Here is a 24557-nt window from a genome sequence, read left to right on the forward strand (position 1 = left end):
ACATCTAATTCAAAAGGAGGTATTCATGTACAAAAATTTTTTAGATGGAATAAATCAATTTTTGCTTTATTACGGAGTAAGTACAAAAAAAACGGATATTGTGGAAGAAACTATTTTAAAAATAGCAGGGATTCAGGATAAACCAAAACGCTGTCAGTTTGGTATAGTGCCTCAAAAAAAAGAAACGCCACAATTCAGTGCTGCATACGATGAGAAGACAGAAACTTACTCACAGTTTCTTGACTTTCGTTCTTTTGATAAAGAAAGAATGTATTTTGCTATACGAGGTATGTCTACAAAAGCTAATCAGCAGTTCTTAAACTATCTTAATCAATATCCAAAAGCTGCTCTATTGTATTATTTTAATGATGAAAAGAATGCCCATTATTTCGAAATAAATAGTGCATGGGCTTTGGAATTTTTTCTTCCAAAATTTAAAGAATATGTTCAGTACATGGATAAAGAAAGTGCTCCTGATTTAAAGTTATATCAAATTAAATCCAAAGACACCCCAGAAGCGAAAGCAGCTCAACTATTAAAACCTATTTGCTATTTAGAAAATTTTATTAATGCTAAAGACTTAACACAAATAGATTTTTCTTGGACCACTTATCTTTACAAGCGTATCTCTCAGGTATTTATTAATTCTTCTTCCAATCAAAGTGAACTAATTGAAAAGCTAATCCAACTTAAGTCTTCTGTCCTTCAGTTATCAGATTACCATGCCTTATTAAAAGGGTTTAATGATTTTAAAAAACAATTATGGTCAAAGCCAGAGTATTTCAATCATGAAGGGTTTAAAACTCAATTTCAGAAATTAAGTGATAGCGTTAATATTTTTGTGGCTGAAAAGCAAAATGAGGAAGAAGAGAAAGAACGTCAAGCCCAAAGTATGAAAAGGCAAAAGACAGATGAGCCTAGGCAGTTAAAACGATATTACGTTAGACTTCGACAGTGGGAAGATGACGATGGCTTTTTAAAAGCAAGAGCATTACCAAGAGCGTTTAGTCAGCTAACCCTTCTATCCCAAAATAGATTAAATTTACCAGAGAAAATTGAAGCAAGAATTGCAAGTCATATCATTAATTACCATGGAACATCTCATTTTGGGCCGAACAAAACAATTCACAATCTAACTAAAGATTCTGAGAAAAAATTAATGTATACACAACAATGTTTTTCTCTCTTTAAATCCTTAAAGGGAAAAGGTACAGCAGAAAAAGAACAATTATATGAAGAAGAAAATAAACAATTTACTCAGGCAATCAATCCCTAAATTATAATCTGACGTGTTAGTTGAAGGTTAAGTCAAAGGTACTTAACCTTATTCCTATTAAGAAGGATTCTTAAATTAAGAGTAGATTGCACTATCCAATACCAGCAAAGTTCACTCTTTGTAACTTTAAATCTGTATGCTCTTTAAGACATTACTGTAAATTACCTTGATGAATAATACATTAATTAAAAATTTAAATAATTTGATGAGTCAACATAATCTCAATCTAATGAGTTTATCGAGATTAGCAAATATTCCTCAACCCACCTTACATCACTGTTATCAGGAAAAACAAAAAAACCTAGAAGCTCGCTTCTTCAAAATTTATCTCAATTTTCTGCTGTATCAATTACAACTTTATTAGAAACAGAGTTAATCAATCAGCCCGTAAGTAGCGTTAAGAATTTTCCCATTATGAATTGGAATCAAAATACATTGAGTTTTTTTAACAGGCCTTTAGAAAATGAATTTATATTTGGGACCTATCCTAATGAAAGTTTTGCTTTCTTCATTCATAAAAAATTTGTCATAGTGATTTGCCTAATCAAAGTTTAGCCATCATTGCCCCAAGCACACTTGAAGAATCACAATATGGGTTAGTTTATTTTAAAAAATACGGTCTTATTCTTAATAAAATCTACAAACTTATTCTTAATAAAATCTACAAAGAGCAGGGCAATTTCTTTATTAAATATCAAAAAGAAACTCAAGACCTTTTATTGTTAAAAATTGATTTAGACCAAGTTAGATGGTTTGGACGGCTAATTGAATTAAGACTAATGGGACAAGCACTAACTGATTATTTATAACTAATTTCAGTAAAAGTTTTGCATAAGGATAATTAGCCAATTTTATTATTTTCCAATAATTTAGCCAATTTTATTATTTTCCAATAATTTTGTATTTTCTAAGATGGGATGCATCCTTGCTCTTTCCTGCCATGCATCAATTGCTGGGGCAGTTAAAAACATAATTTCACCATCTATTTCCTTCTGGCCCTCATAATATAACGCATCAAAAATAGGCTCCTTAAGTGCAGTAAGTCCAAGCTTAAAGTAAAATCCACCGCTTTTATTCGCTGAAAAAAGGCTAATACGGCCTTCATATCCTGCGTTTAAGCTTTGCTCAAAGGCGGCCTGAAAAAGCAACGTACCTAGGGAATAATTCTCTCTTCTATATGACTCAATCGAATCAATTGCTACAAAACCAAGTTCAGAATATGCTTCAGCCAAATGAGTAGAGTTTTCTAAAAAACTAAAATGAGTATAACCTGCAACTTCATTATTTTTATCAATTAAGAAAAGAAAATTTATCTTTTGATTAGTAGAACTATTATGACAAATATGATACATATCTAAATCGATTAGCCCAGCTTGAGAACTACTTTTAGGGATAACGGTTAATTCTGAAACTTTTGCATAATGAAAATCTGTGATTTGTAACGCAGCTGTCTCAGTACTGGCTTGTAAAACTCGAAGTAGTATAGGACTAATATTTTTCATTATTGTATCGTTTATGTTAATAGGGTTAAAGTTTGCAGTTATAGAGTAACTATTTGTAATTACTTCAGGTAAATTCTGAATTTGTCGGACAGAGTCGTTCTGTGTTTCGCTCCAAAAGCCCAATCTATACCCTTTTTTCATACTATTTCTCTAAAAATCCAGATTATTAATAGTAATAATAGAATATTTAACCTTTTAAAGCACAATGCCATTACTGTTTATAACTCATTAATTTGTGAATTTAGCAGCTTAAGCCTTTGAATTTATTAAATAGCTGTTAATAAGATTACCGATGAATTCTTCTATAACAAATAGTTTTCATTTTGAGAAAAGAAATCATTTAAAAAAACCAGTTGTTATATGACTAATCATTGTTTCCATAGTTAGTTTATGACTAATATTGAATATTAACTATGAACCAAGCAATTAACATATCGCCTAAACCTTCGATAAGCAATGTAGATATAAGTTAATTTATTTATTTTCTATTTGAAAATATCTTCTCTGAAAGAAATAGATAGTTAGCTTGGAGAGTTTAATTTTATGATGTCTTGAGTTAGTTGGCTATTCCATTGCGCCCTGCGCACTAAATGATGCAGGAAGTTTCTATTCAAAGAAGGGCACAAGCAGGCGTTATCCCTAACTTACAAATCCCTTGAAGAGAGGCTCGTCAACTTTCTCACAGGGCAGAGATGAAAATAAATATTATATAGAAAGGAGGCTTATCATGGCTAAATCAAATTTAATTGGCATTAACCACATAGCACTTGAAGTAGGTGATGTTGAAAAAGCATTAGAATTCTATAGTCACATTTTTAATTTTACTTTACGAGGCAAGAGTAACGAGCATGCCTTTATTGATTTAGGCGATCAATTTATTGCCCTTATGAAAAGTACAACCCCCCATAAAGATAAAATTCGTCATTTTGGTTTGGTAGTTGATGACCGCTCTAAGGTTAAAGAGTTAGCAATAGAAGCTGGAGCAGAATTTATAGGGGATAAATTTTTCGATTTTCTCGATCCTTGGGGTAATTTCATTCAAGTAGTCGAATATGCTGATATTCAATTTACTAAGGCACCTGAAATATTAGCCGGAATGAAATTGAACGTCCATAAAAATGAAGCAGCGTTGCAAGAGCTCGCTGATAAGGGCATGACACTTAAATCATAAAATAATTCAGAGAATTTAGGATGATTTATGGGTATGTTCACGTCTCTACACAAGAGCGAACTGCTCTTGTTATAAAACTAGATATTACTCATATAATTAACAATATGAGTAATATCATTATAAATTAATTCTATGTAATATCTGAAATACAAGATAAGCGCTTTAATAGTTCTTAATTTGAGATGAATAACTGTTAAGCTCAAAATTTATTAAATTAAATAACCTCAACCTCTTCAGCTTGCGGTCCTTTTTGACCTTGCGAAGGTTTAAACAAAACCTGAGCCCCTTCTGAAAGCGTTTTAAAACCACCGCTTTGAATCGCGCTAAAATGGACGAAGTAATCTTTGCCATTGCTTTCAATAAAACCAAAACCTTTGTCTTCATTAAACCACTTTACTGTCCCACGAGTCTTGTCTGACATGAAATTAAATACCCTAGAAGTTAAATTACTATATTAACACCTTTAAAACTTAATTTTAAAGTGGTGAGTGAATACTGAAAAGCCTAAGATTTTATTTCCGCAAAATGGTCGTTTTTTGAGAAAATATAATAGGTTATAAATTGGACTATTAATTCATATTAACCCATAAGGCTTCATGAATTGGATGGTCTTTACAGACATCTGTGATAGTCAAAAATTTATCAAATTTTTGAGCCGAATGTGCCGCCGAGTTAAGCAAAAAATATTCCTTATTGTTGTTAACCTTAAAGTTCATCCTAGTAAGAAAGTGCAACAATACATTAATCAGCTTAAAGATAACATTGAAATTTTTTTTGTCCTCATACAGCCCTGAGCTCAATCGTCAGGAATTAGTCAGCCAAGATGTCAAGGGCAACTGCAACCATTTCAGAGCGTTGAAAACCTGGATGATTTAACTATAAACATTCGCTATTATCTGACAAAAATTCAATTTAACCCGGATAAAATCATAAACTTTTTTAAGAAAAAAGAAGTCACTTATGCAGCAGTATAATTATTATTACAATTTAGAGCCTGTGTAATAGCGAACGTAATCTTTTGGATGTTGCAACAGAGCCAGCTATAATATATTTATAAGATCACCCGGAGAATTATTCTATGTTTCATCAAAGTAATTGGCCGTCGGAAGAGTTTATGGAAAATTTAAAAGAAAAAATTAGGGAAGTAGATTTCAATGGAGTTTATAAATTAATCAAAGAAGCACAAAAAAGAAATTATGATCTAAATTTCAATGATCCAAAAACAAAGTACACGCCATTACATTTTGCGATTGCGAGAGCAACAGATAGCAATGAAACAGACATGCTAGAAATAATAAAGTTGTTAAAAGATTCTGGTTGCGATATTAATAAAGTAGCTAAAGACTCATACAACAATGCGCCGATGCATACAGCTTGCCGAAGAGCATTACCGTCAATAGTAATATGGCTAATAGAAAATGGGGTCGACAAAAATGTAAAGAACAAAACTAATCAAACCCCTATGGACTATGTTAACAAACAAATAAAGAGTGCTGAGGAAAGAAATCAAGGCCGCATCAAAGAGAGGCTAATGGATGTTAAAGATGCATTACAGATAAATTTCCTAGGATTTTTAAAGAAGTTTTAATATTACTCTGGCGTCTAAAAGTTGATTATTCTAGCTTGTTTGCTCAAGACATTATGCTTATTTAAGCTCTGCTGCAAAAAATTTTCTACTTTTTGAAAGTGGGACTTTGAAGTCAAATGTTAGCTATCTTTGCCCTTTAAGTGGGAATTTAATTTAATGTTTAAATTTCTTAAATTTTGCTGGTGGAAAATATTTTTTTGATTTCTACTAAATTAACTTTTTGCCACAGAACCAATGAACTTAAACAAAATTTTAGGGAAAATAATTTGACTGCTAGTTGCCTCCCAACAGTTAAGTAGCTATTAATTTCAAGATATTGTTTATTTTTAATATTTCCTAATTAGGAAATATAGTGTGATAAATACACTTTTTTAAGCTTATATTAATGGACATCTATAGTCTAAAATTTAATAAATTAAACTTAACATTCTGACTTATTGTGTTCTATAATCAATTAATATGATTCATCTTGATACATTGACAATCTGTGTATTCTGTTTTACTATTTATGTGGGATTTTAATAAGTTAATTCAACTTCTTTCCCAAGAAAAACTAACCTTTATTTTTTTTCCACTTTATTTCAATGCCAAGCTCGTATTCATCGCTTTCTTCTTCATACTCAAATTCAACATACACATCAACGGGTACATAAATACGCTTTTTGTTTATTTGTATTTGAAAGCCTGTGTTTTGCTCAATAGCCTCTGCAATTCGTCGTAATTTATTTGCAACGGCTGATGAGCCATATATTTTTTCCAGTTCTATTGCATCTTTTTCTTTCATAATAACCTCCTAAATAATTGACAATAGCTCCATTTTAAACAGTATGCATTTGGGCTAAACGATTTTAAAAACTCTTTATTAAAATATAAGTAATACAGAAAGATGGCCTACCCCTTTGGATAGCTTTACCCATTAGCCTAATATAATCCTTCCTTTATGCTCTCTCAGCTAATTATAGTAGTTTGCTAACCGGTAACATGCCTATTGATACAAGATAATTTAAGTGCCCAAGTCTGTTCCTTTAACCGAGGTTATACAAAATCAGCCAATCAATTACACTTTAATTTAAGTGAAAGAAGCGTTAAGGATTAGAAACGGTCATTTTTTGAGAGTTATTCTCATAGCGAAGTAACCTTGCCCTGTATTCGCAGTTGTTAAAGAATAATTTAAATTCTCATACTCTTATACCATTCCATATTTTCTTCACTATCTGAAACATTTGCTAATTCAAAGAAATTAAATTCTTGTGGCTGTAAAGTTAATTTTGCCTCTTTAAGTCCTATTAGATCATGACTTATGTTTGGCCCTCCGACATACCAATTTCTATTATTATCAAGATAAAAAGTATGCGATGTACCAGTAATGATTTTAATAATTTTATTTGAGTTGGGTAAATTAATAGGTTCAAATAATTTATCACCTTCCCACGCAATCGAAATAGGGTGCTTACTATTATTTGCTTGATGCCTGATATAACCTCCTGAAAAATACCATTGATCTTGTGTGTCGCATGCAAACACATGGTAATCGCCCGCAGCAAGATTCTGAATTGAAAGACCGTGTGGAGATTTATATTCAAAAATTGGGTAAGAGGAACTAGCATTAGCTCCTAATTGGTTACGACTATTATAACCGCAAGCAAACCATCGGCCACTACTGCCCCGTATAAAAGTATTTTCTTTACCAAGCTTAATGTCTAAGATTGTTTCTTCAGCGGGTAGCATGATAGGCACAGGCTCCTTAATTTCTCCCTTAGCACCAAAAAACTCGCCTTTACCAAATCCATACCAACTACCGTCACTATCGCGTAAACAAATATGCTTATCTTTGCTAACTACATCAGTAATATTTTTACCTTTTTTTTGAATATAATCTAATGCCGCCTGGTAAGGCCCGGAAGAATGCCATAGACCTTTGTTATCACAAATAAAATAATCGTAGTCACCCGTTACAACTCTAGTAATGGCACCATCTGAAAACTCTATCTTCTTTATTTGTTCTGCATAGGTGGGAGTCAGTTCTGAAGAAAGGTGTTTTCCAAATTCAAAATAATTATTTTTCATATCGCCAAAAATAGCATATTCACTTCCCACGTGCATGGTTCTTATCAAAAAGTCATTTTGAATGGGGATATGCTCTATATTTTTTTCCAAGCCTCTGTAGGGTCTTCCAACAGCAAATACTTTCCCCTCCCACAAATAAAAACTGCCAAATGCATGAACGGCGATTTGTAGTTTCTTCTTCTCAATATTCATTGCTGCTTTAAGGTGCGGATCAGAGCCAAATTTTTTAGACGCTAACCTTAATGAAAAAATACTGTGTAGAGAAAGGTATTTAGATGCTAATATTCCAATAACATCACCAGGCACATCTAAGATTATTGTATTGTTTTGATTCGTTGAATTTAGCGGGGAATTTTTTTCTTCTTGTAGCATAGTAATATCACTTTATTATAATTGTGTGGTACAGCTGACAGTATCCCATTTGGAATCAATGTCTGTCAGGTCAATTTTAGTTAAGCAAGCTTTTTATCTAAATCTGGTTATCAATAAACGTTGGCATTGGGTTCGCTCACAACCCATTACGCCTAGATAAGGGCGCTCATTATTATAATAATAAAATTATTCGTCTAGCTCTTTTTGAAATCTAAGTTATAGAATTATAAGATAGTTCATTAGAAGAGCTTAAGAATAACAGAAATTTGAATTTACATGGGGCTTTCAAACCCTTAATCACAGGAACTGTCAATCAAAATGTTGAAATAAAACAAACATTCAAAGGATCCAAGTTGACAGGTAACGTCGATGACATTCTAAAACAATTTGCTATTTCAGAGGATGACAATCACGCCTCTAACTTTAAACCTTAATTTATTTGGTAGCATAGGGGTTGATAGTCCATGCATTGCTTATTTGATTTGTACCCTAAATTAGGGTGCAATAAAATTAAAAATAAGTCGTTTGTAATAATGAATTGTTATACGGTTGTTTTAACCAAAAAAGTGGAAAAAGAATTAAAGAAGGTGCCTACACATATTGCCATTAAACTGTTTGAATGGATTGAAGCGGTTGTACATGAAGGATTATTAGAGGTTCGAAAGGTACCGGAGTTTCACGATGAACCGCTGCAAGGAAAATGAAAAGGGCAGCGCTCTATTCGCTTAAGTAAAGCTTATCGAGCAATTTATATCATGGGAAAAAATCAGCAGATGGAAATTGTTGAGTTTATAGAGGTCAATAAACATGAATATTAGTAAATCACAGGCTGCATTAGATTATTATAGACGTTTCATTAGCCCCAAAATGGCTGCCGAGTTCGCTAACAAGCTAGGTTACTCTAAAAAACAGTTTGTTCGGCTTTGTCTGCAGGATTTATTGGATCGAGAAGGGCTCGATTTGTCAGTTAGCGTTGAGAATGTGGTTTAAATGCTGAGAGTGGATTATGGATTAATAGCTATAAAATTTCAGTTGATATTTTACATTTAAAATTTTTCAAGGATAGCAAGTGCTTCATACTACTTCTCAATTGAGAATATTTAAAATTTTTATGTTAATAGGTGCATTTTCAGCAATGACTGCCACAATTTTAGGTGCTTTTGCAGCTCATGCCTTGAAGATACAATTTAGCGACTACCAGATGCAAATTTTCCAAACAGGTATTTTGTATCAATTTATCCATAGTCTTTCCTTGTTGTTTGTTGGGATGGTTCTTTTGCAATTTGATACAAAAACTCTGCGAGTATCCGGATGGTTATTTTTTATTGGTATCCTGCTCTTTTCAGGTAGCTTGTATTTAATGAGCTTGATGCAAGTAAAAGCAATTGGAATAATTACTCCATTTGGTGGAGCTTGCTTTATCATTGGCTGGCTATTACTAGCTGTTGGAATATACAAGATCAATTCATAAGAGTATTTACCAGAAGAGCAAGCATTTTATCAATTAACATCTATTAAGTCTCATAAATTTTAGAATCAGACTTATTTAAAATTTTGGAATGGCGGATTCAATACACTGATGCAACCTTCTTGATTAAGCCTATTTTGTAAAGAAGATAACCCTAAGCCTACAATTGCAATTTTAAGGGCGGTGTTGCACAGTACTATTGTATACTTTCTAAAAGTCAACAAGGAGCAAGTGATGCCACAAGAGACGATGGAGCAAGAAAAGTTGGATGTTAATCCAGTTGGTTCAAGTAAGATAAGTCCTGATGTTTATGAAAACGCAAGGAAACTAAATACTCAAATTGCTACTAGAGGACCTGCAGTGCTTTATGCTTTAAGCAAAGCAAGTGAATCTTTGACTAGAGGAAATATAGTTACTGGTATTGGAGGTATGGTTATTGGTGCTTTTGGATTTTTTGGTAACCGGTATTTTAGAAATAAAGGTGATGATTCGGCTTATACTTATATGGGTCAACTAGTAGGAGGGGTGCAATTTACAGCTGGATTTATGTTGTTGTCAATTGAGGCATTTGAAACATATACCAATTCTGGCGAAGCCGGCCCTTTATTGAAGGTTTTGGGAATGGCTGGAATGGCACTAGCTTTAACTGAAAGCGCCTTAGTCTTGTTTAATTCCTATTTGTACGGCGATGGCTCACCCAAAGCGTTATCAGAAGCCAGACCTAAAATGAATTAATCCACTTTCAGAAAGCATCTATTTAAGACTAAATGTAGCAAGGTTGGGCTAAACGAAGTGCAGCCCAACAAAATCTAAATAATCACCAGAGACGATTGAGCTGCTTGATATTTATTCCAATTGTACATTTATATTTCAAATTTATAAGATATTGAGAGACGAAGCATAGAGGAGAGCACGTGTCCCAAAAACACATCTTAAGAAGCAAACAGAGCCATTTTATCTCTGGCGATGGTAAGTAAGGGTAGCTTTAATGTAACGTTGAAAACCCGAGTCAAGTTGCACACCATTATATCCAAGCAGTAAGAGAAATAAAACGATTAGGAAAAGGGGCTGACGATCATACATTAGGTATATATCTAATGCTTCATCTACGATCGGCATATCAGGAGATTAAAGAACAAAAACAATTGGAGTTCAATATTGAAAAAGTAGCCGAATTAGAATTTAAATTATTTCTTAGTGATATAAGAAACTCGACTTTTGAGGATAATTACCAAGTCTTAGTCAAGCTTTATGAAACTGTATTTCAAACTAAGTCAGATAAAATCTTGAAATCTGCTATGCTCAGAGCCTTTTTGATTAAATATAAATTTACTATTTTTGAAACAACTAAACAATTAACATCTTCTGATCAAGACATCCTCTTGTTTCACCTAGGCTACATTTCTTTATAAACCTACAGATGTAATATGAGAATTTTATATTTATTACAGAATCGAGCATTATTGCTTAGTGTCCCAAAAACACATGATTATAAATATCAGAGTATTCAAAAGCATTAAGTATATTCAATCAAGCAAAAAAAAGATTAAGTATTTATGAATAATAATCTTAATGGACAATTTTAATTCTTGATATTTCTAGTATTATGATATAAATTAACTACTTGGTCTGAGGTGCTAATGATGCAGGGAAAAAGGATAGAAGAGTTATTAGAAATAGATGCAGGAGAGTTATGCGATACCTTATTTTTTCAAGGTAATGGCTCTTCTCAAACGCAAGTACTTAAGTATGTAGGTAATCAGAAAGTTAATGCAACAACTGGCGAAACAATGTGGTGTACAGGACGAAATAATCTTTCGCCGCTGAACGTGATTTATAAAGTGCATTTAGGTGTTGAAATTGCCGATGTTAATTTGAATCCTTTTGATTCCTATTTGTCCTACCTTAATTCTATTAAAATAATAGGTTCAGCTATAACATGGGGAGCTAATTGGCATAATGGGTTTCACTTTACATCTAGTCTCCCAAAAACAGAGTCAGTAGTATTTCACACTCCAATTCTTTCACAGGTGAGTATTGGCCAAGAAACAGATATACAATCACATAGAAAAAAATATGACTCCTGGCTAGTTAGTAAAGATAAAACAAATGGACTTATTTTATGGGGCGTCTCTCGGGGTACCGCTGCAACATTTTGTGCTTTTGCAAAGGAAAAATATCCCGAAGTAAAACTAGTCGTCTTAGAGGGCGCAGTTGATTCTGTACAAAATGTTATACCTTGCAGGGTAGCAAATACAATTCCAGTAGATTTTATTTCAAAAAAAATTTCAAATGCTATAACTTTAGGTTTTTCTTTTTTTAAGAAATATAACCTGATGCAGTACGATCCAGAAGGGCCATCACCCTTAAAAAGTGTTGAAGAATTCCCTGAAGGAATTCCAATTGTTTTTATCACTTCAAAAAAAGATACAGTAGTTACCTGTAAAAATACAAGAAATATTGCTCAAGCATTGGCAGATAAAGGTAAAAATGATGTTTATCTTTTAGAACTTAAACATTCTAGTCATCCTAATTATATGTTTGATGACGTTAACGATCGTAATAATTATGAAGCTTTTATCCATGCTATTTATAAAAAATATAATTTAAAACATAACTCTGACTTGGCTCTAAAAGGAGAAAACCTTGTTCAGGATTGCATATTACATGAGCTAAACCGTGCGAATATAATGAATTTTTGTTAATTGACGATTTAATTTAAATATAGCGAGGACAATGGCTGTAAAGGCAGAATCTTTCCTGAAGTGCGACAGATGATTAAACTATCATCAGTTGCGCGAGAGGAAAGAGATGGGAAAACACTATAAACAGTTAACGGAGCTAGATAGGGGATTTATTAGTTTAATGCTGGCCAAGGGCTATGCTAAATCAAAGATAGCAATCCTGCTCAGGGTTCATCGCTCAACGATTTATCGAGAACTAAAGCGCAATAGCATAGTTAGTTCTTGGACTGATAATGAGCCTTACTATTTAGGCCAAACTGCCCATAAGCGTTATTTAAAGCGCCGGAAACGCCATCGAAAGTTAGATGATAACAAACTACTTCAAGATTATGTTCATAAGAAGCTCGCAAGGGGTTGGTCACCTTGGCAAATTGAAGGGCGTTTAAAACGTGAAAACAAAGTAGGGATGCATATCTCTCATGAGACAATTTACCGCTATATTTATAGTGATTACGCCATCCGTAATCGATTTTATTCATGTTTAAGACGTAAACATAAGTTACGTATTAAACGTTATGCGCGTCACTCGAGGTTTCCTAGTGAATTGCTGATTACTAACCGACCTCAAGTTATTAATGAACGTGCTGAATTTGGTCACTGGGAAGGTGACCTTATGATGTTTAAGCGAGGTATCAAAGGTAACTTATTGACGTTAAGGGAAAGAAAGACACGCTATTTAATTGCCATCAAAAATGAGAATAAAACAGCAAAAGCTACCGCATTAGCGCTTATCTCAACTGTAAAATCGATTAAGTCTGCTATTAAAACAATTACTTTTGATCAAGGCTCTGAATTTCAAAACTATCGATGGTGTTTTACGTGTTGAGCTGCCAAGGCAAACCAATATTGATGTCATGAAATCACATGCTATTAATCAGCTCACACATGAAATTAACAATAGACCATATTTGATGAGCTGAACTAGTGGCTTGCAGAAGGGATTTGTTGCACTTCGTGTGAGATTCTCCAAGATGCCAATTAAGTCTGATTATTGTGATAATCAGACTTAGTTAATTTATTAAACCCGCTGTTGAAGCCAAAAATAATATATTTGGTGTTTTAAAGCCTCATGTTTTTCTTGGCCTGTCATTGAGTTTTATCCTTAATTGTTTTAAGTATTCATCAGTGATTGATTCAAAGCTTGCACTTTTTTAAATAGATGAATGAAAAAATCGGTATTTAATTGCTCGGCTATTTTTTCATGTTTGGCAAATTGGCTGCCGTTATCGGCTGTAATTGATAAAGCTAAATTATGATATGGCTTTAAAACATCTATCGTGATTATAGGCAAATTCACTATCATTATTAATAGTCATAATCGTTCTTTTCCCACGTGTAACAACTACTTTCATGTTTTCCAAATTAAGAGCATATTTCAAAAAACAATACTCTCTAACATTTGATAAAACATTACTTCTAAAAGCTACTATATTCACACCTTCAAAATGTCTAGCTGATCTCACTCTTAACAATGGATGACCTTCTCTGGCAACTCGTTTTCCTACTTCCTGACATCTATAATAGTTTATTGGATCTAAAAGCCACGGGTACTCTTCTGTTTTAGATGACAAATCTATAGCTAAGCCAATACAAGCTACTTTAGCTACCCGTCTGTCTACATAAATTTGCTTTTCACCACTAAATGCATCAAGCGCATCAGTAATGCTCTTAGTAAAATGATATACTGTCTCATATATAGTGGTTTCTAATGTTTCAGATGCATACCAGCATGGATTTTGCCCATCACTAAAGCGGGATGCAGTTAAGTTCTCAAAAGGATAATCAATGAATGAGTTTTCACTATACTCAAAACCTCTTTGTATTAGTTGGCTATTTTCAAGACAAGAATGTGTAGCGGCTTCTAAATTATTAGCTGCTTCCCAATTATTGGGATTCTCACTTAGATCATCAAATAAATCTTGCGTTGGCCTTACAGAAGGGATATTTCGAAAAACATCTTCAGAATAATCAATTATTATCTCGAACAATGACATTAATTTCCTCTCATGTAATCCGTTAACTTCCTAACTTGAGCAATGCCAATATAGCCTTCAGATAACATAACTTCTAGAGGAGTTAAGTTATGAAGTCTTTTATTTCTAGCTTTTATCCACTTGTAGACAACTGCTCTATTGTAAGGATATAGAATTCTTAGGCTTTTATGTATGCCAAGCAGATTTCCAACACGCTCTATGGTATCTCTACCCGAAATATGAGCTTTACCATTTTGGAAATTGTTTAATTGTTGAGGGCTTATGCCACCCAATAAATTGCATTGTTCATCAACTTTTAAATCCCAATGCTTGAATAATTGTACTATGTTTGCCGTATTTCTCTTTAAAGTATCAATATTCAGATCAACGGATCGGCTATTTTTTAAAGCTATAGAGTTACTCATTACAGCCTCCCAGAATAATCTATATATGTATTAAATTAGCCTATAAATGGATTAATGTCAATTAAACATCCACTAATAGGTATTTTTCATCTAATTATAGATAATAAAGGGGTTTAACTAACCGCAATTTTTTGCCTAATTGAAGCTTTTGGTTAATGCCGGTTGCTGTTAACTCCCCTAGCCCTTCTTGCCAAACATAGGGGATTTAGGAATTTCAACTGTGGTTTTCATTTTACAATAAATAGCTCAATTAATGAATAATTTGCTTTTTATTAATGATTTTAAATCCCTCTTGAAATATAAATTTAAATTTAGCTGTTATTTAATAATTTCTTAAGAATTTTCTTTTAAAATAAGGCTAAGATTATAAAATTGTATTGCATTTTTATTAACCTATCTTACCAGAGCTAAGTAGATAATTCTGAGATACTATAGAATTTAGAGGTATACAACATGCCTATTACACTACCATCAGAAGCAGAGAAAGCTTGGGATAGTTTTTACAAAAAAAGTTACTTATCTAAAAAAAGAAAATCTAATAGATTACAAGACTCCGCTTCAAATCGATTATCGAAAATTGAAGTAGAACAGTATATGGCTGTTATTTCTGCTAAGTTTGCAGATACAAATAAAAAGCACAAGTTTAATTCTGCAGATAGTGCAGCAAGAACAATTCAAACATTCTGGCGTCATAAAAAAAATGTTAAGGATTTTTTTAGTAATAAATCAGTTTACCGCTCAGTTAATAAAAGATTAGCTGATGAATTGCTGCTTGCAATAAAGAATGGAAATTGGGAAGAAGATATTTTCTCTGACGTCAAATTACCTTATGTTGCCCTAGCGCTATTTGATCAAGGTAAAATCTCATATCATCAAATTTGTACTATTTTTGAGCGTTTATATGTATTTGAGGATTTTAACCCCCGAAAAACATATAAAATTTTAGACCACTTTGGAAATTTTACGCCAGAGGCAGAAACTATATTACTGCCTTCCATCACACGTCCAAATCTACCTTTAGATGCAACACAAAAAGAAGCATTTAGGTTATTATTATTATCCCTTCCTCCTTCAGAGCAAATCTTTTACACAACAGAAGTTGGCTATTTAAAATTCAATGATAATAATGCAGATCAATTAGGCAATACACTGTATAAACTGGGAGCCTTATATGTGCATGACTACAAGGAAGATGCGGTAATTGAACACGATAAAAAACAAACCTCGTCTTTTACAGCATCTGGTCATATAATATCTGAGTCTGGTGAGGGCCCCCTAGATAAGCAAGATGAACTTGAACAACAAGATGATGGCAGACCTTTAGCAGAGAAAAACATCACAGAGGTTGAAGTAACTAAGAAAGAAATCGTTCGACTGTCTATGGGCGCCTTTGATGCCTTAGGTATTGCGCGTTTTGAAGAAAATTATGTCAAGCCTACTTTTCGCTTAGGTATGCTAACCATTGATGATATTATGGCTGGTGTAAGACAATTTACTCGGCCATCTTCACTACCTTATCCTAAATGGCCCTTTTATTCTCAAATTCATGGGTTAAAACCAATTACAGTTTTAGAAGCAATAGATCATGAGAAGTTCCATAGTCTTCAGATGTCAAAAACGCCTAAGTGTATTATTAAAGCTCTGTGGCATATAAGTGATTTCTTTACGCGGCAAACAACGATATTAAAGAGCAAAGAAACTTGGAATTGGCATGATGCTGAGTTTAACTATGCTTATGATTCTGATGATGTCAATATTGCACTTGTCTATAAGGATAGTCTTGAATTTTTAAACAACGCCGTAAAACCGTTTAGCTATTTATCACAATTTAACTTAGAGAATCTATCTATTGAAGATAATACTGATTTATTTTGTAGAATGCTAAGTACGGGTAAAGATTATATAACCAATGGTGGTTTTTTATTTCTAAACAATACTCATATTACACCAGCTGGTATCCTGACCTTCATTGATATGATTGAGCATCCAGATATGTGGCAAGAATTTAAAATTGATCCAAAATTTTTTCCAGATAATAGTAGCCTTGTTATGGCTCCTTTTAAAAACTATTATCAACGTATTTTATCTATTTATAATAATATAAGACACGATAGGCCCGAGCTCAAAGTGTTCAAGTGCCAACTATTCTTTTATTTAGTAGAGAAAAACAAAACTGATCAATTTGAAAGTTTATGTCATTATATTAATGAGAACCCAGACTTAGTTAAAACCTTAAAGTTTGAAAAAGTGACAAAAAGTGCACGATGGTCAAGCCAATTTCAAGAAATTCTTCAATGTAGAATTGAAGATAAGGTTGATTTAGCGCAAGCATGTAACTTAACCGTCCTAACCAATTCTGAGTCTTTAGTAAGTCCCAACTACTTGAGACGCTTTATTGCTGCTAAAGAACTAAGAACTAGCCTTTCATCATCAAATTTACTACAATGGAGAAATAATAGCTTCGGGTAAAAGAAAACAGGCGCCTTCTTTGCTTAAAGTTTAGCGCTGCAATTTAAGAGCGTCTTTAATTTACTGATGTAGCTCCTATACTTAAGAATTGAATTTAGCTTCCGCAACACATTTATTTTCTTTAATTAATAATCAATATAAAAGTTGAAATGCTTAGCATGAATTTAAAAATAATAAAACTGCTTTTTGCACATGTAAGCGATTTTCACTTTGGTTAAAAATAATAGATTGGGGGCTATCAGGTAGCGTCACAGAAACTTCTTTGCCACGCTCCATTGGCATACAGTGCATAAAGACAGCGTTAGATCTGGCCTTCGTCATCAATGCTTCATTCACTTGAAACTCATTAAAAGCGCTTTGGGTCTTTTGCTGCTCAAATCCCATGCTTACCCAAACATCAGTATAAACTGCATGGGCATTTTGCACAGCCTCCTTGGGCGTTGCATAACAATGAATTTTATTGGGGAATAAGTTTTTACTATAAGACAAGATTGTTGCATCAGGTTCATGGCCTTTTGGGCAACAATAATGGATAGTTACGCCAACACGCGGTGCCATAGTAAGCAGGCTATGCAAAATATTATTACCATCGCCAATGTAGGTTAGTGTTAAGTCTTCAAGCTTACCAAAGCATTCTTGTAAGGATAATAAGTCGGCCAGTATTTGACAAGGATGATATAAGGCCGATAGTCCATTGATGATGGGAATTGTTGCATATTGCGCTATCTCTTCTAACAGCTCATCTGCATGAGTTCTTACCATGACAAAGTCACAATAACCGTTTAATACCCGCATGAAGTCTTTGGGCTCTTCTGTTTTTCTCGTACTGCTAATGCTTTCTACTGCTATACCCCCTAGTGTCTCTATGGCTAAATTAAAACTTAAGCGGGTCCTAAAAGAAGGTTTTTCAAAAATCATTGCTAATGCTTTTTTGCTCAGCGCGTTGTGATATTGACTAGGATTTTGTTTAATGGCATGGGCTAAGCGCAATATATAAGCTATATCTTTCGCGGATAACTCATTCCCTGTTAAAAGATGTTTGGTTTTATTTGGATGCTTTATTTGCCCATGCAGCTCTTGCAAAGGTTCTAAAAGTGTTTGTTGATTTTTATTAGCTATCATACGTAGCCCCTTTGATTAATACATATTAAGATACTGAGTGTTTTACAACTGAAAGGCATAGCTATTAAAACGCTAGGAAGAGTTTTAACAGCTACACAACGCGCCTGCTGCAAATACGCGTTATCAGCCAACAGGAGATATGCCATCATCGCTCTCCTTTAAAATCTCGGTTAATGAGCAATTTTTCTCAACAGCTTTAGCTACCCAAGCACCGACTTGATGATGCGCATCTCTAAAAGGAATGCCCTTTTTCACCAAAGTTTCTAGTAAGGCCGTTGCATCTAGATAGCCTTGATTGGCTTGCTCACTCATCTTAGCTGTATTAAAGGTTAAGCTTTTTAAGAAGGGAGCAAGAATCGTCAGACAAGAGGTTAAGGTTATAACGGTATCAAATAAGCCTTCTTTATCTTCTTGCATGTCCTTATTATAAGCTAAAGGTTGTGCTTTCATGACCGTTAAAATACCCATTAAATGCCCAAAAACGCGTCCAGTTTTACCGCGTATTAATTCTAAGATATCAGGATTTTTCTTATTGGGCATAAGCGAGGAACCTGTGGCGAAGGCATCATCTAGGATTAAGAAATTAAATTCAGTGGTTGCCCAAAAAATAAAATCTTCACACATTCTTGATAAATGCACCATGGTAATAGCAGCAGCGCTGCAAAATTCCATAATAAAATCGCGGTCACTCACCGCATCAAGGGTATTTTCAATAACCCCTTTAAAGCCTAGTTCTTGGGCGACCCATTGCCTATCTAGAGGCAAGCTACTACCCGCTAAGGCGCCAGCGCCTAAGGGGGAGAAATTCATGCGTTCTTTTAAATCGATAAAGCGGCTAATATCACGTTCAAACATGTTTTTATAAGCATCCAGATACCAACCTAAATAGACTGGTTGTGCTTGTTGCAAATGGGTATAGCCAGGCATTTTAGCGCTAGCATGTTCAGCACTGAGCGTGCATAAAACGGTCGTGACTGGCTGTAATAGGCTAACAACTTTATCAACTGCCTCTCGGGTATAGAGACGTAAATCAAGAGCAACTTGATCATTACGGCTGCGCCCCGTGTGTAATTTTTTCCCAATATCACCAATTTTTTCAATTAATAGATGTTCAATAAACATATGAATGTCTTCAAAATGAGCATCTAAAACATATTGACCTGCCGCAAGCTCTTGTAAAATTGCATCCAGGGCATGGCAGATCATATCTGCATCACTTTGAGGAATAATGTTTTGCTTGCCCAGCATTTGTGCATGAGCCTTACTGCCTAAAATATCATAGGTATAAAGAACATGATCAAAGGCTAAGGAAGCGTTAAATTGAGCAGCAAGCGGATGCAATGGTTTTTTAAAGCGTCCGCCCCAAGTTTTATTGCTCATTTTTTCCTCCATGCACCATACCAAAGACTTTTGCTGATAAAGAAAATAAATTAATAAAGCCTGCCGCGTCTTGCTGATTATAAACTTCATCTTCTTCAAACGTTGCAAAGGCCGCATGATGAAGGCTATAAGGTGAAGTCATCCTGTCAGGCACAATATTGCCTTTAAAAAGTTTAAGTGTAACCGTGCCGGTAATATATTTTTGTGTCACGGCAATAAACGCATCGAGCGCTTCGCGCGTTTGCGAAAACCAACGTCCTTCATAAACTAAGTTGGCATAGGTGCCTTGCAACGATTGCTTAAGGTGCAGCGTTGCTTTATCAAGACATAAACTTTCCAGCATTTTATGGGCTTTATAAAGCACAGCCGCCGCCGGCGCTTCATACACGCCACGAATTTTCATGCCAACTAGACGATTTTCAATAATATCAGCAACCCCAATACCGTGGTTACCAGCGATTTCATTGAGCAGCTTTAAGAGTTGAACCGGTGGTAATGGTTGATCATTAATGGCAACCGGAATACCCTCGTTAAACTTAATACTGAGTTGCTCTGGCTGATTAGGCGTTTGCTCCAGGGGTTTAGTCATCAGTAATACATCATCAGGGCAACTTTGGGCTGGATCTTCTAACACACCGCCTTCATGAGAAATATACCAAATGTTATGATCGCGCGAATAAGGTGCTTTCGGGGTTAGCGTTAATTCAATACCATGCTCTTTCGCGTACTCGATGGCTTGTTGCCTTGATTTAATTTCCCATACTCGCCAAGGTGCAATGACTTTTAAGTGTGGTGCTAGTGCATTAATGGTATATTCAAAGCGCACTTGATCATTGCCTTTGCCTGTAGCACCGTGCGCAATTGCTTGAGCTTTTTCCGCTAGTGCAACTTCCACGAGTTTTTGAGCAATGAGGGGGCGTGAAATGGTTCCTAGAATGTATTGATCTTCATACAAGGCACCTGCTTTCATTAAGGGCCATAAGTAATCCTTGATAAATGTTTCTTGGACATCCAAGACTAACGCTTTTGTAGCACCACTTTTCAAAGCCTTTTTTTGAATAGCAACTAAATCTTCCTGTTGCCCTAAATCACAGATAACAGCAATAATTTCAGTATTATTATAATTATTTTTTAACCAAGGGATCATGACGGAGGTATCTAAGCCACCAGAATAAGCTAAAATAATTTTATTGACAGTTTTATTCATTATTTCTCCTCAGTTATGGGCTTAATTTGGGCGTTTAATTCATTGTCTCTTTCATTTTTAAACATAATGTGCCAGGGTTTTGTTGATTTAAAATTGCATTTATTAAAATATTTGGTTGCCTACCATTGGCAATCATGACTTGGTCTAAATTATGCTGCAACGCATTTAAAATAGCATTTACTTTGACTAGCATGCCATTGTTAACGACTGCGTGCTTTACTAATTCTTGCAGGGCATTTTCCGAAAGGGTTGCTAATAATTCGCCTTGATTATTATAAATACCATCTTGATCAGTTAAATAAATTAGCTTATCGACGGACAATGCACTCGCTAAATGACACGCTGCCATATCACCGTTTATATTGACAGCATTACCTGCATCATCAACCCCGATAGTTGCAATGACAGGGGTAATCTGATTGGCTAATAAGTGGTGAATATCACCTGGATTAACCTGCTTTACCTCGCCGACAAAACCATATTTATTATCTAAATAATTGCATTGAAGCATGTGATTTTCAGCACCCGATAAGCCGGCTGCTTTGATACCAAGTTTATTAAGCATCCTTACCAACATCTGATTGACTTGCCCACATAAAACCATTTCAATAATTTTTATGGCCACGCTCGATGTTACCCGCAGACCTGCAATGAACTTTGACTCAATGCCATAAATAGTAAGTGCTTCATTGATAGCTTTACTGCCACCGTGAACTAAAACAATTTGATAACCGCTTGCCAGTATGGCTTTAAGATCATTGCATAATGCAGAGGCTGCCTTGAGGTCATGTAGAATAGAGCCACCAACTTTAATCAAAATGAGTTTACTCGCTGATGTATAAACCTTTGGGTGCTTGAGTGGCTTCATGAAACATACTCCGCATTAATTTTGACGTACTTCTCAGTCAAATCACATCCCCAGGCAGTGGCCTTTTTATCGCCTTGAAAAAAATTAACCGCAATAATGATGGTATCTTTTGCTAATAATTCTTTAAGCGCCATTAAATGAGTGTTTGGTCTGCCTTGTGCAAATAAAGTGATGCCTTGTATTGAAATTTCGCACTGATTAAGCATTTTTTCAGTAATCGCTTCATTGCCAATGCGAGCAAGAATTCGCCCCCAATTAGGCGATTGACCATAAATTGCTGTTTTAATTAGGGGGCTTGTGATGATCGCTTTAGCAACGGCTTTCGCTTGGGTTTCAGTTGCAGCGCCACTGACTTTCGCCTCAATTAATTTTGAAGCGCCTTCCCCATCGCGAGCAATACTTTTGGCTAACGTGGTAGCTATTTCTAAGAGTGCTTGATAGAAAATAGTTTTATCGTAAGTAGAATCGATAGAAACGTGACTATTACCATTAGCCATTAAAAATACACAATCATTTGTGGATGTCTCACCATCCACACTAATCATATTAAAACTTTGATCACAGACTTGTCTTAACCAATTTTGTGCCTCTGAGATAGCCAGTTTGGCATCGGTTAACAAATAGCCTAACATGGTAGCCATATTAGGATGAATCATGCCTGATCCTTTACAAATCCCGGTAATGCGTATAGTGCCTTCTGAAAGTTCAACATCCTTGTAAACTGTTTTAGGCACTAAATCAGTGGTTAAAATAGCCGTAGCAAAATTTTCAGCAATATCGGTAGTTTTATGAACTAAAGTGGGTATTGCTTGGGTAATTTTCTCAATGGATAAAGGTTTGCCAATGACGCCCGTAGATGCCGTGAGTACTTGATTAGGATAGCAATTTAAATTCTTGGCAAGCGTTTCAGCCATCACAAAATTGTGAATAACACCTTCATCACCTGTGGCGGCATTAGCTTCACCGCTGTTGGTAATAATGGCTTTAATATTATCAGCCGGTAAACATTGCTCACAATAATTAACAGGGGCTGCTTTAAAGTGATTTTGAGTAAAAACGCCTACGGTCACAGCAGGTGAATCAGAAATGATAACACCTAAGTCTGGCCGATAGAGGCGCACGCCACAATTAATACCCCCTGCTTTAAAGCCATCGGGTAGCTTCGTTCTAAAAATGCCAGAACCAAGGATCATAGCCCCCCCTGTAATGATAATAACCCGGTACTCAGCGGTAAACTAAACGCAGCGTTGAGATTTTCTATTGCTTGACTTGCGGCACCCTTTAATAAGTTATCTAGCGAAGTAAACAATGTAATTTGGCCATCTTGCACGAAATAACCAATGTGGCAATGAGGCGTACCGATAACCTGGTTGAGGGCTAAAATAGACTGATTATCTGCCGATTTCTGGCCTAACGCTTGATAATAAACAAAAGGATAATTTTGATAAGCGTCTTGATAAGCTTGCGCAACAGTTTGACTAATTTCAGTATCTGTTAACCCAGCGTGGGCCTCGCCATAGATAGTCATAGCAATCCCTCGAACAAGCGGCAGGAGTGAAGTCGTTAACCGAAGCGTCACATCTTTGCCACCCACGGCTGTGAGTGCGCTTTTAATTTCTGGTATATGTTGATGACTTCCTATCTTATAAGGCAGAAAATTATTAGCCATTTCACAAAACATTAAATGGGGATTTGTTTGCTTTCCACTACCTGATACACCTGATTTTGCATCGATAATGATCGTGTTTTGGTTTAGTACATCTGCTTTAAGCAAAGGCAGTAAGCTCATTAAGGCACCTGTGGCATAACAACCTGGATTAGCAATTAATTGATGTGTCGGTTGCGAAGTTATCCAAGGCGTTAGGCCATAACAAGCTTTATCAATTAGAAAAGACGCAGCATGTTTTAACCCATACCAGGTTAAAAATTGTTCTTCAGGTAACCGAAAGCCGCCACTTAAATCAATAATCCGAATTGCGTTATCAAATAAAGCTGCAGCAATTTCAATGGAAACCTGGGCAGGGGTTGCTAAAAATAAAACATCGATTTGGGCAATACATAGCTTAATGTCTTCATAACTATATACTGGAATATTTTGTAGCTTTAAAGCTGGTAACTGTTGGTGTAGCTCAACTTGAGTTTGACGACTGAAGGCGGCAACTAGGTTTAAATATGGGTGACATTTTACCAGTTGCACTAATACTTGACCGCTATAGCCTTGTATACCTGCAATAGCAACATTAATTATCTTTGTCATGAATAAAAATCCAAAAATTAGCTTTCAAATTGAGTAAATATTCAGAATTATTGAATATTAACTTATTAGAATTTTTTTTACAAGCAAGAATTAACAAATTATGCAAATTTTGTGGCATAATATTGAATAAATATTCATTCTTGATGAATTAAATGAAGGATAGATAAATGGCCAGTTCAGTGAGTCGCAAAGATGATCACGATCAAACATTAATGGACGATCTACGACAATTACTGATAGAGGGAACTGTAACAACCCAAGAAGATATTTGTGCAGCGCTGCAAACTAAAGGACATCATGTCAATCAGTCGAAAGTATCACGCTTAATTCATAAGCTCAATGCCATTAAATCTAAAAATGAGTTAGGGCAAATCGTTTACCGGTTAGCAAGAGAGCCTGCGCCCCCTACTACCTCAAGTCAATTATCAACTTTAATTATCGATGTGGTTGCCAATGAAGCCATTATTATTGTTAACACAAGCCCAGGTGCTGCGCAATTGGTTGCTCGCGTATTAGATTATCATCGCGACAGAATTCAAATTCTGGGCACCATTGCGGGTGATGATTCTATTTTTATTGCACCTAAGTCAATAAAAACAATCAATGATTCGTATAAGGAGATAAAAAAGATATTATTAACGTAAGTATTAATATTATTTTGTCTTTAT

General features: G+C 34.9%; 26 protein-coding genes and 1 pseudogene. 14 read left to right on the plus strand and 13 right to left on the minus strand.

Annotation, left to right across the window (positions count from 1 at the left end):
• The first annotated feature begins 25 nt into the window (after positions 1-25).
• Positions 26-1276, plus strand: coding sequence for a hypothetical protein (locus tag ACQUW5_RS00775; protein ID WP_444989058.1), 1251 nt, complete (start codon positions 26-28; stop codon positions 1274-1276).
• Positions 1277-1812: 536 nt separating this feature from the next.
• Positions 1813-2085, plus strand: coding sequence for a hypothetical protein (locus tag ACQUW5_RS00780; protein WP_444989060.1), 273 nt, complete (start codon positions 1813-1815; stop codon positions 2083-2085).
• 60 nt (positions 2086-2145) lie between these two features.
• Here the strand turns inward: ACQUW5_RS00780 and ACQUW5_RS00785 are convergent, their stop codons facing one another.
• The gene (locus ACQUW5_RS00785) at positions 2146-2778 is read right to left on the minus strand and encodes a hypothetical protein (RefSeq protein ID WP_444989062.1); all 633 of its coding nucleotides are present in this window, start codon (positions 2776-2778) and stop codon (positions 2146-2148) included.
• Between the two features lie 727 nt (positions 2779-3505).
• Here ACQUW5_RS00785 and ACQUW5_RS00790 point away from each other — a divergent pair.
• On the plus strand, positions 3506-3949 hold the full coding sequence (locus ACQUW5_RS00790) for a VOC family protein (protein WP_444989064.1): 444 nt from the start codon (positions 3506-3508) through the stop codon (positions 3947-3949).
• A gap of 214 nt (positions 3950-4163) precedes the next feature.
• On the opposite strand, the gene ACQUW5_RS00795 is transcribed toward ACQUW5_RS00790, so the two are convergent.
• Positions 4164-4370 (minus strand): cold-shock protein, encoded by a 207-nt coding sequence (locus ACQUW5_RS00795; RefSeq protein WP_444989066.1) that lies wholly within the window; start codon positions 4368-4370, stop codon positions 4164-4166.
• 184 nt (positions 4371-4554) lie between these two features.
• On the opposite strand from ACQUW5_RS00795, the gene ACQUW5_RS00800 reads away from it, so the two are divergent.
• Both ACQUW5_RS00800 and ACQUW5_RS00805 read left to right on the plus strand, forming a co-directional pair.
• Positions 4555-4743, plus strand: a complete 189-nt coding sequence (locus tag ACQUW5_RS00800) for a transposase (RefSeq protein ID WP_444989602.1) — start codon at positions 4555-4557, stop codon at positions 4741-4743.
• A 320-nt stretch (positions 4744-5063) separates the two neighbouring features.
• On the plus strand, positions 5064-5537 hold the full coding sequence (locus ACQUW5_RS00805) for an ankyrin repeat domain-containing protein (protein WP_444989068.1): 474 nt from the start codon (positions 5064-5066) through the stop codon (positions 5535-5537).
• 553 nt (positions 5538-6090) lie between these two features.
• Here ACQUW5_RS00805 and ACQUW5_RS00810 read toward each other — a convergent pair.
• On the minus strand, positions 6091-6321 hold the full coding sequence (locus tag ACQUW5_RS00810; protein WP_444989069.1) for an amphi-Trp domain-containing protein: 231 nt from the start codon (positions 6319-6321) through the stop codon (positions 6091-6093).
• A 386-nt stretch (positions 6322-6707) separates the two neighbouring features.
• Positions 6708-7976 carry an RCC1 domain-containing protein gene (locus ACQUW5_RS00815; protein WP_444989071.1) on the minus strand — a complete coding sequence of 423 codons (1269 nt, stop codon included), beginning with the start codon at positions 7974-7976 and terminating at the stop codon, positions 6708-6710.
• A 464-nt stretch (positions 7977-8440) separates the two neighbouring features.
• On the opposite strand from ACQUW5_RS00815, the gene ACQUW5_RS00820 reads away from it, so the two are divergent.
• The 7 genes from ACQUW5_RS00820 to ACQUW5_RS00850 all read left to right on the plus strand — a co-directional run bounded on the left by ACQUW5_RS00820 (position 8441) and on the right by ACQUW5_RS00850 (position 13014).
• Positions 8441-8680: a hypothetical protein gene (locus ACQUW5_RS00820; RefSeq protein ID WP_444989073.1), complete on the plus strand. Its 240-nt coding sequence runs from the start codon at positions 8441-8443 to the stop codon at positions 8678-8680.
• A gap of 103 nt (positions 8681-8783) precedes the next feature.
• Positions 8784-8966 (plus strand): hypothetical protein, encoded by a 183-nt coding sequence (locus ACQUW5_RS00825; RefSeq protein WP_444989075.1) that lies wholly within the window; start codon positions 8784-8786, stop codon positions 8964-8966.
• 79 nt (positions 8967-9045) lie between these two features.
• Entirely contained in the window at positions 9046-9447 is a 402-nt protein-coding gene (locus tag ACQUW5_RS00830; protein WP_444989077.1) for a DUF423 domain-containing protein, read from the plus strand.
• 231 nt (positions 9448-9678) lie between these two features.
• The gene (locus ACQUW5_RS00835) at positions 9679-10179 is read left to right on the plus strand and encodes a hypothetical protein (RefSeq protein WP_444989079.1); all 501 of its coding nucleotides are present in this window, start codon (positions 9679-9681) and stop codon (positions 10177-10179) included.
• Between the two features lie 362 nt (positions 10180-10541).
• Positions 10542-10856: a hypothetical protein gene (locus ACQUW5_RS00840; protein ID WP_444989081.1), complete on the plus strand. Its 315-nt coding sequence runs from the start codon at positions 10542-10544 to the stop codon at positions 10854-10856.
• 228 nt (positions 10857-11084) lie between these two features.
• On the plus strand, positions 11085-12149 hold the full coding sequence (locus ACQUW5_RS00845) for a hypothetical protein (protein ID WP_444989083.1): 1065 nt from the start codon (positions 11085-11087) through the stop codon (positions 12147-12149).
• 106 nt (positions 12150-12255) lie between these two features.
• Positions 12256-13014, plus strand: coding sequence for an IS30 family transposase (locus tag ACQUW5_RS00850; protein ID WP_444989085.1), 759 nt, complete (start codon positions 12256-12258; stop codon positions 13012-13014).
• Between the two features lie 339 nt (positions 13015-13353).
• Here the strand turns inward: ACQUW5_RS00850 and ACQUW5_RS00855 are convergent.
• The 3 genes and pseudogenes from ACQUW5_RS00855 to ACQUW5_RS00865 form a co-directional block, all read right to left on the minus strand.
• Positions 13354-13482: pseudogene (locus tag ACQUW5_RS00855) on the minus strand (IS30 family transposase); the annotation flags it as partial.
• Positions 13439-14182 (minus strand): RES family NAD+ phosphorylase, encoded by a 744-nt coding sequence (locus ACQUW5_RS00860; RefSeq protein WP_444989087.1) that lies wholly within the window; start codon positions 14180-14182, stop codon positions 13439-13441. The pseudogene ACQUW5_RS00855 and the gene ACQUW5_RS00860, both read right to left, overlap by 44 nt.
• Positions 14182-14586, minus strand: coding sequence for an antitoxin Xre/MbcA/ParS toxin-binding domain-containing protein (locus ACQUW5_RS00865; RefSeq protein ID WP_444989089.1), 405 nt, complete (start codon positions 14584-14586; stop codon positions 14182-14184). The genes ACQUW5_RS00860 and ACQUW5_RS00865 overlap by 1 nt, the downstream gene beginning before the upstream one ends.
• 453 nt (positions 14587-15039) lie before the next feature.
• Between ACQUW5_RS00865 and ACQUW5_RS00870 the strand changes: the two genes are divergently transcribed.
• Entirely contained in the window at positions 15040-17055 is a 2016-nt protein-coding gene (locus tag ACQUW5_RS00870) for a hypothetical protein (protein WP_444989091.1), read from the plus strand.
• 153 nt (positions 17056-17208) lie between these two features.
• On the opposite strand, the gene argF is transcribed toward ACQUW5_RS00870, so the two are convergent.
• From argF to argC, 6 genes are all read right to left on the minus strand, one after another.
• Positions 17209-18177 carry an ornithine carbamoyltransferase gene (gene argF / locus ACQUW5_RS00875; protein ID WP_444989093.1) on the minus strand — a complete coding sequence of 323 codons (969 nt, stop codon included), beginning with the start codon at positions 18175-18177 and terminating at the stop codon, positions 17209-17211.
• A gap of 123 nt (positions 18178-18300) precedes the next feature.
• The gene (argH, locus tag ACQUW5_RS00880; protein ID WP_444989095.1) at positions 18301-19557 is read right to left on the minus strand and encodes an argininosuccinate lyase; all 1257 of its coding nucleotides are present in this window, start codon (positions 19555-19557) and stop codon (positions 18301-18303) included.
• Entirely contained in the window at positions 19547-20764 is a 1218-nt protein-coding gene (locus ACQUW5_RS00885) for an argininosuccinate synthase (protein WP_444989097.1), read from the minus strand. Before ACQUW5_RS00885 ends, argH begins: the two co-directional genes overlap by 11 nt.
• A gap of 34 nt (positions 20765-20798) precedes the next feature.
• On the minus strand, positions 20799-21632 hold the full coding sequence (argB, locus tag ACQUW5_RS00890; RefSeq protein WP_444989099.1) for an acetylglutamate kinase: 834 nt from the start codon (positions 21630-21632) through the stop codon (positions 20799-20801).
• Entirely contained in the window at positions 21629-22825 is a 1197-nt protein-coding gene (gene argJ, locus ACQUW5_RS00895) for a bifunctional glutamate N-acetyltransferase/amino-acid acetyltransferase ArgJ (protein WP_444989101.1), read from the minus strand. The genes argB and argJ overlap by 4 nt, the downstream gene beginning before the upstream one ends.
• Positions 22822-23889: an N-acetyl-gamma-glutamyl-phosphate reductase gene (gene argC / locus ACQUW5_RS00900; RefSeq protein WP_444989103.1), complete on the minus strand. Its 1068-nt coding sequence runs from the start codon at positions 23887-23889 to the stop codon at positions 22822-22824. Before argC ends, argJ begins: the two co-directional genes overlap by 4 nt.
• A 167-nt stretch (positions 23890-24056) precedes the next feature.
• On the opposite strand from argC, the gene ACQUW5_RS00905 reads away from it, so the two are divergent.
• Positions 24057-24533, plus strand: a complete 477-nt coding sequence (locus ACQUW5_RS00905) for an arginine repressor (RefSeq protein WP_444989105.1) — start codon at positions 24057-24059, stop codon at positions 24531-24533.
• The last annotated feature ends 24 nt before the right edge of the window (positions 24534-24557 follow it).

The sequence above is a fragment of the Legionella pelazae genome (assembly GCF_052527395.1).